Below are 15,766 nucleotides of genomic sequence, written 5' to 3'. Positions count from 1 at the left end.
TGGCCCGGGGTGGCCACCATGGCGTGCCGATGTCCCGGAGCGGCGACCGCGGAGCGCCGGGTGGTCTGGGATGGCGTCCGGTGGCACGCGGGCGGCCCGGGCGCCGTCCGCGGCATGCCGGTGGCCCGGGCCGCGGCCGTGGCGGTGACATGCCGGCGGCCGCCCGGCCCTAGCGGTGACCGCGCCGGCGGAGGGCGAGCGGCCGGATGCCCGTCCCGGCCGCCGCCGGGGCGGTGACCCCGGGCTCGTCCCGGTGCTCGGCGAGCGGCAGCCGGGCCACGAAGAGCGCCCCCGCGCCGCCGGTGTCCTCCACCCGGATGGTGCCGCCGTGGGCCTGCACCACCTCGCGGGCGATGGCGAGGCCGAGGCCGGTCCCGCCGTTGGTCCGGCTCCGCGCCGGGTCGGTCCGGTAGAAGGGTTCGAAGAGCCGTTCCCGGTCGGCCTCGGGGATGGGCTTGCCGTCGTTGTACACGGAGAGCACGGCCTCGTCCCCGCTCCGCGCGACCCGGACCCGTACCACCGAGGCGGCGTGCCGTTCGGCGTTGTCGAGCAGGTTGGCGAGCATCCGTGTGAGCTGGGAGGGCAGCCCGCTCACCACCACCCCGGGGGCGAGATCGTCCTCCACCCGTGCCTTCCCCGACCGGCGGGCGAGCTCGGCACGGGCGAGCTGCCCGAGATCGATCGGCTCCCAGGCGTCCTTCGGCGTGGTCCCGATCCGTGTCAGCAGGAGCAGGTCGGAGACGAGCGACTCGAGCCGATCGGTGTCGCGGAGCGCCGCCTCGACCGCCTCGGCGGTGTCCTCGGGGTGCAGCCGGGCGCACTCGAGCTGCGCGCGGATCCCGGCGATCGGCGTGCGGAGCTCGTGCGAGGCGTCGGCGGCGAACCGCCGCTGCTGCTGGATGGACTTCTCCAGGCGGGCGAGCGCGTCGTTCGCGGTCCGGGCCAGCCGGGCGATCTCGTCGTCCCCCGGGGGCTCGCGGAGCCGGCAGGCCGCGCCGGCCCGGCCCACCTCGGCCAGCTCGGAGCGGATCGCGGCGACCGGGCGCAGCAGCCGCCCGGCCGAGCGCCACGCGGCCAGGGCGATCAGCCCGCAGAGCGCGACGGACAGCAGCAGGAGCAAGGGGGCCGGCGGCAGGGAGCCGAGGAGCGATGGGGAGCTGCGCCCGGCGTACACCACGGGGGAGCCGTCGCCGGGGGTGACCCGGACCGCGGCGAGGTGGACGCACCGGCGCTCCGGCAGCGCGCAGGTGGTGGTGCTCACGGTCGTGTTCTCCGGCGTGGGGCGTAACGGGGTCAGCACGGAGAGCCGCCCGGCCGCCGGGGTGGCCGCGATGGTCCGCCCCTGGGCGTCGACCACCTCGATGAGATCGATGCCGTTCCGGTCGGGGCGCAGGGAGGAGGGCAGCCCGCCGGATCGGACCTCGGCGGCGACCCTGGTCGCCGTCGCGATGCTGTCCGCCTCGATGTCCCGGACGATGGAGTAGCGCACGATGATATGCGCCGCGATCACGGCGGGAATGAGCACCAGCGCCGCGACGAGAGTGCCGATCAGTGTCAGACGGGCTCGGAACGACCACCCGCATCGCCAGGGGAGGGGCATGCCCCGAGGCTACTTGCGGGCATCTCGAGGAAGATTCCGGAGATCGGAAAGCGATCGTCAAGATTGCTCAAAACGCGCATGAAGATCTGCCCAGGGGGCATGATGCTCCGCCTGTCCCGCGCCATCGCCGCCCACGGCGCGGGACGGCGCCCGTCATGCGCCGGATGCGTAGGCCGGACGCCGGCGCGCGGCCACGGGGCCGAGGCGCATCCGGACCCCGTGCAAGCGGGCAGAAATTTGCCGACTTCTTTCGTCATCCGGATACGGACGGGCGTAACATCCGCGAAACGTGCCTCCGGCACTGTCGGATGTGTCGCAGTCGGAGGAGGTGATGCGCATGCTCCTGCGGTTACGGGTCTCGCTCCCGGATCGGCCGGGGGCGCTCGGCCAGGTGGCCCGGGCCTTCGGGCTGATGGGCGCCGACATCCTGCAGATGACCGTGCTGGAACGCCAGGCGGGGCGCGCGGTCGACGACTTCACGGTCTCCTGGCCGGGGCGCGCCGCGCCGTCGGAGCTGGGTGAGCGGATCGGCCTGCTCCCCGGTGTCCGGGTGGAAGGGGTGTGGCCCACGCGCAACGTGCCGGGCAGCTCCCCTGACTACGACGTGCTCGGGCACATCGCGGCCGATCCCGACCGGGCGGTGATCATCCTCGTCGACGCGATGCCCGACCTGCTCGGCGCGGACTGGGCCGCCGCGCTGGAGCCGGCCACCGGCTCGGTCCTGCACGGGAGCTGGCAGTTCCCCGGCCGGGTGCCCGTCGCCGAGCTCACCCCGATGCGCCCCGTCGCGATCAGCGAGGCAGGGCTCCACATCGCGAGCGTGCCGCTGAACGGAGCGTACCTCGTGGTTGCGCGATCGCAGGGGCCCGCCTTCCACCGGGCCGAGCTCGACCGGATCACGCGCCTGGTCGACATCGTGGGCCTGCTCGCCGGCTGGGATCTGAGCCGGACGGCGTGACGCGAGGGACGGCTCGCCGGGGCGCCTACCCGCGCGGGCCTTGCCGCTACGGCGAGGCGGTGACGGCGCGTCCCTGTGGCGGATTCGCCGAGATGAGCGGAGCGGGATGCCGGAGATCCGGCGCGACGGTGCCGCGGACCGGTCACCCGATCAGCGGCGCGGCGGGTCGATGCGGGCGCCGTCCATGGTGAACAGCATGAGCTGGGCGACGTCGACGGCGACGCGCGCGTACTCGCCCACCCGCCAGGCCGGCCGGCTGCTCAGCCGTACGATGAGGTCGGCGCGGCGGTGTGAGCCGGCGGGGGCGGACGCCGAGGGTGGCTGAGCCGCGGCGCCGTTCTCGCGGCCGAGCATGCGGCGGATGAGCGAGCGCGCCTTGCCGGTGGTGCCGGCCATGAGATGGCGGCGCTGGTCGGGCGGCTGCGGCACGCTCACGGCCGGGATGCCGGCCTCGAGGAAGGCGAGCCACTCGTGCCCGTGGTACTCGAGCGTGCGGACCCGGCCGACGAGCGTGGGCCCTTCGGCCTGGTCGGACACGGGGACGAGCACGTCCGGCCGGATGCCGACGATGATCTGCATCCCCGTGTGCCGCGACACCGCGTACGCCCGCGGATCGGTCCAGGGGATGACGATCTGACTCGGCCCGAAGTCGAGCAGGACGTACTGGTTCTGCGGGGTCCGCACGGTCGCGGCGAGCAGGTTGAGCTGCTGCGAGCTGAGGAAGGCGGCGGTGAACGCGGTCGCCGGGTCGTTGTAGACCTGCGCCGGGGTGCCGATGTCCTGCAGCACACCGCGGTTGATGATCGCGATGCGGTCGGCCAGGGAGAGGGCCTCCACCTGGTCGTGGGTCACGTAGATCGTGGTGATGCCGAGCGACCGTACCAGGGAGGAGATCTCCATGCGCAGCTCGGTGCGCATGCCGGCGTCCAGGTTGGACAGCGGCTCGTCCATCAGGAACAGCGACGGCTGGCGCAGGATGGCGCGGCCCATGGCCACCCGCTGACGCTGGCCGCCGGAGAGGGTGTGGGGGCGGCGGTCGAGGGTCTCCTCGATCTGCAGCGCCTTGGCGAGCGCCTCCACCCGCTCCCGGATCTCCGGGACCTCGACGCCGGCGATCTCCAATGGGAAGGAAAGGTTGCCGCGCACGGTCCGGTGCGGGTAGAGCGCTCCGCTCTGAAAGACCATGGCCACGTTTCTCTCCCGTGGCGTGAGGTCGTTGGCCAACCGCCCGTCCAGCCACAGGGAACCGGAGGTGATCTCCTCTAGGCCGGCGATCATCCGGAGCAGGGTCGACTTACCGCAGCCGGAGGGTCCCAGCAAGACGAGGAGCTCTCCCTCTTCTGCGCGGAGATTCATCCGGTCTATGGCGACGAATCCCCCCGGATATACCTTTGTCACATTTTCGAGGACGACGGTGCTCATGAAGCTCGTTCCTCCCGGGCATAACGCCCGGATCCTCGGCCACAGGGATGATGTGGTAGTACACCGCGTCCCGCTGGTCATGTCCATACATGTCATACGAAACGCTGATCAACTGTTAACAACGTTGCGCGTTTGACGTAGCGGACCTTGCACGCAGCGCAGTTGGAGTTCCAGGTAGCCGTAATATGGCAACCTTGTCACAACTTTGCTGAAACTTGCAGAAAACCTTTCATGCAGGGCCGTGATTGCGTTACCTTCCGGTGCGCAAACCCTGGTCTGAGGAGTGCAAGCACCTATGCGGCGAGTCATCTCCGCCGCGGCGATCGCCGCGGCCCTCGCACTGGCGGCCACCGCCTGCGGCGGCACCGCCGGTACCGATCCGGCCACTGCACCGAGCAAGGCGCCCGGTGAGGTCTCGGGCGAGATCACCTGGTGGGACACCTCCGACGCCACCACGGAGGCCCCGGTCTTCCAGGAGCTGGTCAAGGAGTTCGAGGCGAAGTACCCGAAGATCAAGGTCAACTACGTCAACGTGCCCTTCGCCGACGCGCGGGACAAGTTCAAGACCGCCGCGCAGTCCGGCGCCGGCGCGCCCGACGTGCTGCGCACGGACGTCGGCTGGGTGGCGGAGTTCGCCTCGCTCGGCTACCTCGCCCCGCTCGACGGCACCCCCGCCATCGCCGATCCGCAGGACTTCCTGCCGACCCCGGCGGCGAGCGGCCGGTACAACGGCAAGACCTACGCCGTCCCCCAGGTCACCGACACGCTCGGCCTGCTCTACAACAAGGAGCTGCTCAAGAAGGCGGGCCACGACGCGCCCCCGGCCACCATGGCCGAGCTGAAGCAGGTCGCGCTCGACGTCAAGGAGAAGACCGGGGCCGACGGCCTCGCGCTCAACATCGACTCCTACTTCCTCCTGCCGTTCATCTACGGCGAGGGCGGCGACCTCGTCGACGCGGCCGGCAAGAAGATCACCATCGCCGCGCCGCAGGCCGTCCAGGGCGTCAAGATCGTGGAGGATCTGATCAAGTCGGGCGCGGCCGCGAAGCCCGTGCTCCAGGACAGCTACACCACGGTCGCCACGGCCTTCAAGGAGGGCAAGGTCGCGATGATCTTCAACGGGCCGTGGTCGAACGCCGACAACCTCAGCGGCAAGGTGTTCAAGGACAACCCGGACAACCTCGGCATCGCCCCGGTCCCGTCCGGCTCGGTCCGCTCCGGCGCCCCCGTGGGCGGCCACGACTACGCCGTGTACGCGGGCTCGAAGAACCTCGACGCCGCCTACCTGTTCATCCGGTTCATGGCGAGCAAGGAGAGCCAGGCGAAGATCGCCGGCAGGCTCGGCCTGCTCCCCACCCGCGCCTCCGCGTACGACCTGCCGGAGGCGAAGGCCAACCCGCAGGTCGTCCAGTGGCAGAAGCCGATCGAGTCGGCGGTCGAGCGCCCGTGGATCCCCGAGGCGGCCTCGCTCTTCCAGCCGCTCCTCGAGGGGTACCAGAAGCTCGCCGGCGGCCAGGCGACCGCCGAGCAGATGCTCGAGGAGGTCGCCGCGGAGTACCAGGGGATCCTCAAGGGGCTGGAGCCGGTGAGGGATGACGGCTGAGGTCGTCGCCGGGCGAGGGGCCGCACCCCGGGTGCGGCTCCTCGCCCGGCACTGGTACGCCTGGGCGATGACCGCGCCGGTGGTCATCGTCACGCTCGTGCTCGTCGGCTACCCGCTGGCCCGTGGCATCTACCTGTCGCTCACCGACGCGACCGAGGCCACCATGGGCCGCACGATCGGGATGAACGTCATCCCCCCGACGTACGAGTTCGTCGGCCTCCGCAACTACGTGGAGATCCTCACCTCGGCCACCTTCCTGGAGCGCCTCGCCTGGACCATCGTCTGGACGGTGGTCTGCGTGGCGCTGCACGTCGGCATCGGGCTGGGCCTGGCGCTCCTGCTCAACCGGCCGATGCGGTTCCGCGCGGGCTACCGGGTGCTGCTCGTGCTGCCCTGGGCCATCCCGAGCTTCGTGTCCGCGTTCATCTGGCGGTACCTGCTCAACGGCGAGTTCGGGGTGGTCAACGCGATGCTCCGGGCCGCAGGGCTCCCGGGGATCAGCTGGCTCGACGACCCGTTCTGGGCCAAGGTCTCGGTCATCGCCTGCAACGTCTGGCTCGGCGTGCCGTTCATGATGCTCGCCATGCTGGGCGGCCTGCAGGCCATCCCGCGCGAGCTGTACGAGGCCGCGGAGGTCGACGGCGCGTCGCCGTGGCAGCGGTTCCGGCACATCACCCTGCCCGGGCTGAGCCCGGTGACGCGCACCGTGGTGCTGCTCGGCACCATCTGGACCTTCAACCAGTTCCCGGTCATCTTCCTGCTCACCAAGGGAGGACCGGCCGGAGCCACGGAGATCCTGGTGACCTACGCCTACCGTGAGGCCTTCGAGGGGATCAGGAACTACTCGGCGTCCGCCGCGTGGGGCATGGTGATCCTCGCCCTGCTCATCGTGATGGCCGCCACCTACCGCCGGGCGCTGAGCCGTCAGGGGGAGGCGTGGTGAGAGGGACGCGGCGGAGCCCGCTCAAGTCGATCGCCCTGCACCTGACGCTGTGCGCGGCGAGCCTCATCGCGGTCTTCCCCGTGGCGTGGCTCGTGCTCACGTCGTTCAAGCCGCGGGCCGTCATCGAGTCGGCCTCGCTCCGGCCGTTCGAGCAGGCCACGCTCGACAACTACGCGCAGGTGCTCGGGAACACCAAGTTCCTCACCTGGACCGTCAACTCGCTCCTGGTCGCCGCGGCCACCGCGGTGATCGGGGTGCTGCTCTCGGCGTCCACCGGATACGCGGTGAGCCGCTTCCGGTTCCCCGGCCATCGGTCGATCATGTGGATGCTGCTGATCACGCAGATGTTCCCCGTCGCCATCCTGATCGTGCCGATCTACAACCTCATGGCCGGGCTGGGGCTGATCAACCGGTTCCCGTCGCTGATCATCGCCTACCTCACGTCCACCGTGCCGTTCTGCGCGTGGATGATGAAGGGCTACTTCGACACCGTGCCGGTGTCGATCGACGAGGCGGGCCGGGTGGACGGGCTCACCCCGTTCGGCACGTTCTGGCGGCTGATCCTGCCGCTCGCCAAGCCCGGGCTCGCGGTCGCGGCCTTCTACGCCTTCCTCACCGCCTGGGCGGAGGTCGCGTACGCCACGGCCTTCATGACCGGCGACGACAAGTACACCCTCGCCGTCGGTCTCGGCCAGTTCGTCGGCCAGCACAAGGCGGAGTGGGGCCTGCTGACGGCCTCGGCGGTCCTCATCGCCGTCCCGGCGGCCGTCGTCTTCCTGCTCATCCAGCGCCACCTGGTGACCGGCCTCACCGCCGGAGCCACCAAGGCATGACCACCACGACACTCTCGGGGGGAGCCCAATGACCGAACCCGCCGCCCGGCCGCAGCCGACCGCCACCCGATGGTGGCGGGACGCGGTGATCTATCAGGTGTACGTGCGCAGCTTCGCCGACGGCAACGGCGACGGCATCGGCGACCTGCTCGGCGTGCGCAGCCGGCTGCGCTACCTCGCCGAGCTCGGCGTCGACGCCATCTGGCTCACGCCGTTCTACCCGTCGCCGATGGCCGACTTCGGGTACGACGTGATGGACTACCGCGACGTCGACCCGATCTTCGGCACGCTCGCCGACGTCAAGGCGCTCATCGCCGAGGCCCACCAGCGCGGGCTGCGCGTCATCGTCGACGTGGTCCCCAACCACACCTCGGACCGCCACCCCTGGTTCGTCGCCGCGCTGCAGGCCGGCCCCGGCAGCCCGGAGCGGGAGCGGTACATCTTCCGGGACGGCAGGGGCGAGTCGGGGGAGCTCCCCCCGAACGACTGGGAGTCCGTCTTCGGCGGGCCCGCCTGGACGCGGGTCGCGGACGGGCAGTGGTACCTGCACCTGTTCGCCCCCGAGCAGCCCGACCTCAACTGGGAGCACCCCGAGGTGCGCGCCGAGTTCGAGGACGTGCTGCGGTTCTGGCTCGACCTGGGGGTGGACGGGTTCCGCATCGACGTGGCCCACGGCATGGTGAAGGCGCCCGGCCTGCCGGACGTGGGCTTCCCCGGCCACGTGGAGATGATCGGCTCCAAGCCGGTGCCGTTCTTCGACCAGGACGGGGTGCACGAGATCCACCGCTCCTGGCGGCGGATCCTCGACTCCTACGACGGGGAGCGGATCGGGGTGGCCGAGGCGTGGGCGCCCTCGCCCGAGCGGCTCGCCAACTACATCCGCCCGGACGAGCTCCACCAGGCGTTCAACTTCCACTTCCTCAGCGCCCCGTGGGACGCGGACACGTTCCGCTGGGTCATCGACGAGTCGATCCGCACGGCCTCGATGGTGGGCGCTCCCACGACCTGGGTGCTCTCCAACCACGACGTCAAGCGGCACGTGACCCGGTACGGCGGGGGCGAGGTCGGGCTGCGCCGGGCCCGCGCGGCCGCGCTGCTCGTGCTCGCCCTGCCCGGCTCCGCCTACATCTACCAGGGCGAGGAGCTGGGGCTGCCCGAGGTGCTCGACCTGCCGGAGGAGGTCCAGCGCGACCCGCAGCGGCTCCGCGGCCCCGGCGCCGGCCGGGACGGCTGCCGGGTCCCGATCCCGTGGACCGCCACGGATGAGCCGCCGTACGGCTTCACGCCGCCCGGGGTGTACGAGAGCTGGCTGCCGATGCCGCGCGACTGGCGGGACCTCAGCGTGGAGGCCCAGCTCAAGGACGAGGGCTCCACGCTCAACCTCTACCGGGCCGCGATCAGGATCCGGCGGGAGCACCCCGACCTCGGCGACGGCACGCTCACCTGGCTGGACGCCCCGGCCGGCACCTTGGCGTTCCGGCGCGGCCGCTCGCTGACCTGCCTGGTGAACATGACGCCGGAGTGGATCGAGATCGGCCACCGGCCCGGTACGCTGCTCCTCGCGAGCCAGCGGCCCGAGGACGCCGGCGGCGCCGTGCGTCTCGCGCCCGACTCGGCCACCTGGTGGTCCGCGTCCGACGCCTAGGGTAGTGATCATGAGCACCATCCGGCTTGCCGATATCGCCGCTCAGGCAGGGGTCAGCGAAGCCACCGTGAGCCGCGTGCTGAACGGCAGGCCGGGTGTCTCCCCGGCCACCCGCCAGGCGGTGCTGGCCGCGCTCGACGTGATGGGGTATGAGCGCCCCCAGCGGCTCCGGCAGCACAGTAACGGCCTGATCGGCCTGGTCATCCCCGAGCTGAGCAACCCGATCTTCCCGGCGTTCGCCCAGGCCGTGGAGCGGGCGCTCACCCAGCGCGGCTACACCCCGGTCCTGTGCACCCAGGAGCCCGGGGGCGCGACCGAGGACGAGTTCACCGAGATGCTCCTCGACCGGGGCGTGTCGGGGATCGTCTTCGTCTCCGGACGGCACGCCGACACCACGGCCCGGATGGACCGCTACCTCCGGCTGATCGACCGGGGCGTCCCGATCGTGCTCGTGGACGGGTACAACGCGGCGGTGCCGGCGCCGTTCATCTCCCCGGACGACCGGCTCGCCGCCCGGCTCGCCGTCCAGCACCTGGTGGACCTGGGGCACGAGCGCATCGGCCTGGCGGTGGGGCAGCGGCGGTTCGTGCCGGTCATCCGCAAGATCGAGGGCTTCCGGCAGACCATGGCCGAGCTGCTCGGCGTGACCGACGCCGACGAGCTGATCCAGGACTCGCTCTTCACCGTCGAGGGCGGCCAGGCCGCCGCCTCGGTGCTCATCGACCGCGGCTGCACCGGAATCGTCTGCGCGAGCGACCTCATGGCGCTCGGGGCGATCCGCGCCGTGCGGGAGCGCGGGCTGTCGGTTCCGGGGGACGTGTCGGTCGTCGGGTTCGACGACTCCCCGCTCATGGCGTTCACCGATCCGCCGCTCACCACCGTGCGCAAGCCGATCGGGGCGATGGCGGCAGCCGCGGTGGAGACCCTGCTCGAGGAGATCGCCGGGACCCCCGCCCGGCACGTGGAGCTGGTCTACCGGCCCGAGCTGGTGGTGCGCGGCTCCACCGGCTCGGGGCCGCTGGTGAACCGCGCCCACGGCTGACCGCGGGCCCGCTCGCGGCGGGGCCGGCGCGGCCACAGGGTGGTGCGGCCCTCGGCGCATGGGGCGCGCCGTGGCCGCCGGCCGGGACGGCCCCGGCAGCCCCGGGGCCCGCGCCCGGCCCTGAGCGTTCCGCCGCCCGCCCTCCCTCGATGGGGAACGTCTCCGCCGGTCGCGGCCCCGTATCGTGACCCCTTCGATTCCGGCGCGTGCCGCGATCCCGATCGGCGCGGCGCCCGGCCCCGTCCAGGGCGTGGACCGGCACCGGTCCCGGTGCTCACCGGCAACGCGGCCCCCGGCTGAACTCCGCCCGCAGTTCCTGCGAGGTAGGCGGCTACAGCATCGGCAAGGCCGTGACTCCGGACGGCGCCGCTCCCGGCGGCCCGCTCGGGCCGCCCGCGCCGCCGGGCCATCGCACCGGGCGAGCCGGTGGCGCCACCGATCGTCCGCGGATCGCGTGAGCGTGCGTGAGGTGCAGGCGTCGGCCGTCCCGGGGTGGATCGTCCCGGTCCCCGCCCGGCGCGCCGGGACGCGGCCCGCCCGTGCCCGGCCGGCACGGCGCCCACCGTGCCGATGGCGCACGCGCAGGCGCGCCACGACCCGGGCGTGGTGGTGTCGGTCATGCGGTCACCGGACGGCGCGGTACCCCGCACGGCGGCCAGTGCGGCGGGGTGCGCGGTGGGGAGAAAGCGCTGGCGGGAGGCCGGGAGCGCGGTGTCCGCGCTCGTGAGGGCCTGCTCCTCGACGACGCCTTTAGTGTACTCCCGGCCGCGAGCGATGATCACGACGAGCCCGGGAGCGGTGCTCGCGGGCGCGGCCGGCCCGGCTCCGCCGATCCGGTCCGCCGCCTCGCCGATCCGGTGCGCGGCCGCACCGCTCACGCCATGCGTCACTGAGGTCCTCCTCCTGCCGGGCCCGTGTTCCCCGGGCGTTTCGGACAGTAATCAGCGGCCGGACAGCGCAACAACGGACTTTGGTCCCGACGAATCCGCGGATGGTTGGGAACCGGAAACGGGGTGCGCTCCCGGGGCCGGCGCCCCGGCGGCCGCCGGTCCCGTCCCCTCGCGCGCGACCGTGGCGCCGACCTGGGCCACGCGCCGCATCAGCACCTCGGCGGCTGCAAGCCGCTGCCTGGCGAGGACGGCCGTCGCGCCCGGCTTGCCGATCCCGGCCTCCTCCTGGGCGATCGACGTGAGGCCGGGTGGCGCGGGTGACCGCGGGCCGGGCTCCCCGGCCTCGGGATCGGCCCGGCCCGCGTTGGCGGGCACCGGAACGGCGCGGCCCACGGCGCTCGCGCGCCCCGTCCGCATCGAGACGCCGAACCGGAACCGCGCGAACGGCGTCAGACAGGGTTGTTACCCTTACGATCTTGGCGATTTTGCGAAGGCATCCCCGGGAGCGCATGTGCGAGAGCGCGTCTGCCGTGTTGTCGAGTCGCACCGGTTCCAGCAGTTCATCATCGCGGTCATCCTGGTGAACGCCGCGGTGCTCGGTGCCGAGACCTCGCCGTACGTGGTGGTCCGCTATGGCGAGGTCCTCTCCGCGATCGATCACGTCGCGCTGGGCGTCTTCATCGCCGAGCTCGCCGCAAAGCTCTACGCGTACCGGCTGCGCTTCTTCTGCGATCCGTGGAACATCTTCGACACGGTGATCATCGGGCTGTCGGTGCCGTTCGCCGGAGGCGGCATCTCCGTGGTCCGCGCGCTGCGCGTGCTGCGCACCCTACGGCTGATCTCGGTCATCCCCTCGCTGCGCCGGGTGGTCACCGCGCTGCTCAACGCCATCCCAGGCATGACGTCGATCATCCTGCTGCTCGGCCTGGTGCTGTACGTCGCGGCGGTGATCGGCGCCAAGCTGTACGGCGCCACCGCACCCGAGCTCTTCGGCGACCTTCCCACGTCGCTGTTCACCCTGTTCCAGATCATGACCGGGGACGCCTGGTCCGACGTGGCCAGGGAGGTCATGGAGGAGCACCCCTCGGCCTGGGTGTTCTTCATCGGCTTCGTGCTGATCTGCACGTTCGTGGTGCTGAACCTCTTCATCGCGGTGGTGGTGAGCGCGATGGAGGAGGAGATGGCGCGGGAGAGCGCGATCTACGCCGAGGTCACCGCCCTGCGCGCCGAGCTGAGGGAGCTCCGCGAGGAGCTCCGCGAGCCGGGTCGGTTCATGGACGCCGGGCCGCCCGCCGCCGTGCCGCCCCGGCCGCGTTCCCTCCCTGCCCGCATGAGGCGATCGGTCCGCCTGCTCCTCGGCACGAGCGCGTCTCCCGCTCGTGAGGTGCGATCGAGGGGCGGGCGCTGGGGACCCCGTCCGCACGGGGCGATCGGTCCGCCCACCCCTAGGCGCGATCAGTCCTCCCGCCCGTACGGTGCGATCGAGGGGTCGGAGTAGGGGCCGGAGGCGGCCGGGTCGTGTCCGCACACCCGGCGCCCGGCGTCCTCGGTGACCCGCATGGCGTACAGCCGCCGCCCCGGGTCGACGCAGACGAGCCCGTAGGCGTCGTCCACCTCGTCGTCGGCGAGGCCGAGCTCCCGCTTGGCCGACTCCACGCTCGGCTCGCCCGCGAGGCACACGGTGATCAGGATCTTCCGCAGCCCGTCCTCCCCATCAGGCCGCCCGCGCCGCCCGCCGGCGGAGGGCGGCGATCACGCCGGCCGGGTCCACGATGCCGTATCCGTAGTCGTGGTCGTACCCGACGGTGCTCCGGTCATCCGCGGTACGGCGGAGCAGGGTCCGGAGCTGGGCGGGGGAGAGCACGGTGCTCGGCCACCGGGTGCGGATCGCCGCGACCAGCCCGGCCGCCACCGGGCATGCGGCCGACGTGCCCGAGTCGGGCTCGGAGTCGCCGAAGGCGCGGGAGCCCGCGAAGTGCGTGTACGCGCACAGGTCCGGCTTCCGCTCGGCGAGCCGGCCCGGCCCCTGCGAGGAGTAGCCGACCCGCTTGCCGGTGGTGTCGACCCCGGCGATGGAGAGCGCCCGCGGGTGGGAGTTCGCCCCGGTGATGGGCCGGTCCGGGAAGGCGCACCGGGCGTCCGGGCACTCCCGCCCGCAGTTCCCGGCGGCGAAGAGGATGTCGGCCCCGGCCTCGGCGAGGCTGGCGAGGATCAGGTTGAAGGGGTGGGCGGGATTGTCCGAGTAGTTGCCCGGGTGGCCGGGCGGGAAGTCCCACCGCGGGGAGAACGACCCCCAGCTGTTGCTGACCACCAGCGCCCGCGACTCGGGCGGCTGCTCTTCGAGCACCTGCCGCAGCCGGGCGTACGCCGCGATCGCGTCGGAGAGCAGCCCGTCCACGGCCGAGCCGCCCTGGCGCTGCGACAGCAGGACCGGGTAGTCGAGCAGGGGCGCCCGCGGAGCGGTGATGAGCGCGTCGAAGGCGCACATGGTGCCGTGGCCGCGCCGGTGCCGGCCCGGCGGGGTGGTCACCCCGGCCGGGCTCCAGCTCCTCCGCTCGTCGACCGTGACCGGCCGGTCGAGCACGGTGCTCAGGTGGGCGGTGTCGATGCCCGTGTCCACGATCGCCAGGGCGACGCCGGTGCCGTCGAGCCCTTCGGCGGCGAGGTCGGGCACGCACATCAGCCGCTCCACGTCGCGCCAGTCGCCGACCGGGCCGTCACCGCCGCAGGTGGGGGCCGCCTCGATCACCGGGTCGGCGTGGACCGCGATCACGTCGCGCCGGGTCGCGGGCAGCAGGGTGAGGCGCGGGGTGACCTCGTCGTCGGCGATCTCGCCGCGGATGAGCACGGACGCGTGCTCGGCGGCGAGCGAGAAGCGCAGCGGCTGGTTGAGGGAGAGCGGGTCGCCTCCGGGGTCCGCGGGGATGGGGCGGGGCACCGCCACGGGCGGGAACCCGTCGTCGAGGACGACCCCGGGCAGCCCGTCCGCCACATCGGCCGGGGCGACCGCGGCCGACGGGTCGGCGACCGCGGCCACCACGTCCGGGGACGGGCGAAGCTGGATGAGCACGCGCACGGCACTCCACCTGAGCCTGAGGGTGACGGAACGTCACCACAGTGCGGCACGACGTGACCGCGCGTCCACCGGTTCGTGGATTTCCGCGGTCAGAAGCCGCAGGCCTCGGCGAGGTTCTGCGCCGCCTGGTCGCGCGGGGTCGGGGTCTCCCGCGGCGTGTCCTGCGTCCGCTGCGCCCGGGCGGTGGGGGTCTCCTGGGCCCGGACGGTGGGGGTGCGCTGCGCCTGGGCCTGGGTACCCGGGGACGCCTGGGCGGTGGAGCGCTGCGTGGCGCTCGCCTGGGCGGCGCCGCCGCCCGAGACCGACTCCCGGATCGCCTGCAGGGTGATCTTGCGGATCTTGTTCCAGTCCGGGTTGCCGGGGTAGATCAACGGCGGGACGAACTGGACGCTCGTGATCTTGGCGTCCTTCACCTTCAGCGCCAGCGGCACGAGGTGCTCGAAGAGGTCGCGCGGGATGTCGGTGCGGAACATGTGCCGCGTGGCCGTGGCGATCTTGGTGAAGTTGGCGAGCACCGTCGCCGGGTTGGCCTGCTGCACGAGCGCGCCGATGATGCAGCGCTGCCGGCCCATCCGGGCGAAGTCGTCGCTGCCCACCCGGGACCGGCCGTACCAGAGCACCTCCTCACCGCTGAGCCTGCGGTAGCCGGCCTTGATCGTGCCGGCCGTGCCGTAGAGGCCGCCCCACTTGATGTCCTCCTGGACCCGGATGCGCAGGCCGCCCAGAGCGTCGATCAGGCGGGCGAAGCCGTACATGTCGACCATCGCGTAGTAGTCGATGTGCAGGCCCAGCGTGTAGCCGATCGCGTCCTTGAGCGCCTGGGCTCCCCGGTTGCGGCCGCCCATCACCTGCGGGTTGTTGTCCGCGTAGTACCAGACCGCGTTGAGCAGGCCCTGCTCGGCGGTGAACCCGTTCGGGAACTGCTTGTGCATCGGGCTGCCCGGCGGGAAGCGCACGTACTGCAGGTTGCGCGGGAGGCTGAACAGCACCGTGTTCCCGGTGGCGAGGTTGACGCTCGCCACGATCATGGTGTCGGTGCGGACGCCGCTCCGGTTGCCGGCGGCGTCGCCGCCGAGCAGGAGGAAGTTGAGCCGCCGCCGCCCGTTCCACGGGTCCTCCGCCTTGACCGGAGACGGCGTGGTGCCGTCGCCGGGGGTGACGGAGATCGCGTCCAGGGTGTCGTTCAGGGTCTTGATCGTGCTCGCGGTGAAGGCGAACGGGAGCATCACCGACACGCTCAGCACGCCGGCCACCACGCCGGAGGCGAGCTGGCCGCGGCTCGACAGCCCCTGCGGCCGGAGCGTGATGTACGACACGACGACCAGGGCGAACCAGGCGAGCGCGCACAGCACCGCGCCCACCGTGATCAGGTTGAGGGTGCTCGCCCGGAGGACGGCCCCGGCCTCGCGGGTGAACCGCAGGCCGTAGACCACCGCCGCGATCAGCACCGCGCCGAACACGGCGAGCAGCGCGAACCCGGTGCGCCGGTGCCCGGCCCGCAGGTGGGCGGCTCCGGGGATCACGGCGGACAGCGCCGTCCAGCCGATCAGTGCGGCCGTGGTGAGCGGCTTGGCGTAACGGGGTTCCCGGGGACCGGGGCCGGTGGCCGGCCGCTCGGGCCCGGTGGCCGGCTGTTCCGGCCGCCGCTCGGGGTGGGACAGCGTCGCCGGGTGTCCGCCACTCGTGTCAGCGGGGCCCCCGCCACGCATGCTTCACCGCCTTCTTCGTCTGTGGAGCTTGGGGATGGATTGTAG

Annotated in this window: 11 protein-coding genes and 2 pseudogenes; 7 read left to right on the top strand and 6 right to left on the bottom strand. The window is 72.4% G+C overall.

Translation table 11 applies throughout. The annotated features are described in order from the left end of the window. Nucleotides 1-250 precede the first annotated feature (250 nt). Nucleotides 251-1,600, bottom strand: a pseudogene (locus TBIS_RS09360) (sensor histidine kinase); the annotation flags it as partial. 337 nt (nt 1,601-1,937) lie between these two features. Here TBIS_RS09360 and TBIS_RS09355 point away from each other — a divergent pair. Beyond that, nucleotides 1,938-2,558, top strand: a complete 621-nt coding sequence (locus tag TBIS_RS09355) for an ACT domain-containing protein (protein ID WP_013132133.1) — start codon at nt 1,938-1,940, stop codon at nt 2,556-2,558. Nucleotides 2,559-2,708: 150 nt separating this feature from the next. Here the strand turns inward: TBIS_RS09355 and TBIS_RS09350 are convergent, their stop codons facing one another. Beyond that, nucleotides 2,709-3,878: an ABC transporter ATP-binding protein gene (locus tag TBIS_RS09350; RefSeq protein ID WP_242384258.1), complete on the bottom strand. Its 1,170-nt coding sequence runs from the start codon at nt 3,876-3,878 to the stop codon at nt 2,709-2,711. A gap of 397 nt (nt 3,879-4,275) precedes the next feature. Between TBIS_RS09350 and TBIS_RS09345 the strand changes: the two genes are divergently transcribed. Genes TBIS_RS09345 through TBIS_RS09325 form a run of 5 tightly spaced genes read left to right on the top strand, consistent with a single transcriptional unit; the run spans nt 4,276 to nt 10,046 of the window. Further along, nucleotides 4,276-5,583, top strand: coding sequence for an extracellular solute-binding protein (locus tag TBIS_RS09345; protein ID WP_013132131.1), 1,308 nt, complete (start codon nt 4,276-4,278; stop codon nt 5,581-5,583). Continuing rightward, a complete protein-coding gene (locus tag TBIS_RS09340; RefSeq protein ID WP_013132130.1) occupies nt 5,573-6,526 on the top strand; it encodes a carbohydrate ABC transporter permease in 954 nt (317 codons plus the stop codon). Before TBIS_RS09345 ends, TBIS_RS09340 begins: the two co-directional genes overlap by 11 nt. Beyond that, nucleotides 6,523-7,359, top strand: a complete 837-nt coding sequence (locus TBIS_RS09335; protein WP_013132129.1) for a sugar ABC transporter permease — start codon at nt 6,523-6,525, stop codon at nt 7,357-7,359. The genes TBIS_RS09340 and TBIS_RS09335 overlap by 4 nt, the downstream gene beginning before the upstream one ends. 28 nt (nt 7,360-7,387) lie before the next feature. Then, a complete protein-coding gene (locus TBIS_RS09330; protein WP_013132128.1) occupies nt 7,388-9,004 on the top strand; it encodes a glycoside hydrolase family 13 protein in 1,617 nt (538 codons plus the stop codon). Nucleotides 9,005-9,014: 10 nt separating this feature from the next. Then, nucleotides 9,015-10,046, top strand: coding sequence for a LacI family DNA-binding transcriptional regulator (locus TBIS_RS09325; protein WP_013132127.1), 1,032 nt, complete (start codon nt 9,015-9,017; stop codon nt 10,044-10,046). Between the two features lie 1,055 nt (nt 10,047-11,101). On the opposite strand, the pseudogene TBIS_RS19820 reads toward TBIS_RS09325, so the two are convergent. Then, nucleotides 11,102-11,230 (bottom strand): annotated as a pseudogene (locus TBIS_RS19820) (dihydrofolate synthase); the annotation flags it as partial. 217 nt (nt 11,231-11,447) lie between these two features. Here TBIS_RS19820 and TBIS_RS09320 point away from each other — a divergent pair. Further along, entirely contained in the window at nt 11,448-12,434 is a 987-nt protein-coding gene (locus TBIS_RS09320) for an ion transporter (RefSeq protein ID WP_013132125.1), read from the top strand. Here the strand turns inward: TBIS_RS09320 and TBIS_RS09315 are convergent. The 3 genes from TBIS_RS09315 to TBIS_RS09305 all read right to left on the bottom strand — a co-directional run bounded on the left by TBIS_RS09315 (nt 12,392) and on the right by TBIS_RS09305 (nt 15,721). Next, on the bottom strand, nt 12,392-12,616 hold the full coding sequence (locus TBIS_RS09315) for a hypothetical protein (protein WP_013132124.1): 225 nt from the start codon (nt 12,614-12,616) through the stop codon (nt 12,392-12,394). The genes TBIS_RS09320 and TBIS_RS09315 overlap by 43 nt on opposite strands. A gap of 34 nt (nt 12,617-12,650) precedes the next feature. Continuing rightward, nucleotides 12,651-14,012 (bottom strand): S8 family peptidase, encoded by a 1,362-nt coding sequence (locus TBIS_RS09310; protein ID WP_041431407.1) that lies wholly within the window; start codon nt 14,010-14,012, stop codon nt 12,651-12,653. Between the two features lie 89 nt (nt 14,013-14,101). Further along, nucleotides 14,102-15,721 carry an LCP family protein gene (locus TBIS_RS09305; RefSeq protein WP_013132122.1) on the bottom strand — a complete coding sequence of 540 codons (1,620 nt, stop codon included), beginning with the start codon at nt 15,719-15,721 and terminating at the stop codon, nt 14,102-14,104. Nucleotides 15,722-15,766: the final 45 nt, after the last annotated feature.

This window comes from Thermobispora bispora DSM 43833 (genome assembly GCF_000092645.1).
GTDB classification, from domain to species: Bacteria; Actinomycetota; Actinomycetes; order Streptosporangiales; family Streptosporangiaceae; genus Thermobispora; species Thermobispora bispora.
This window is presented reverse-complemented; position numbering and strand designations above follow the sequence as displayed.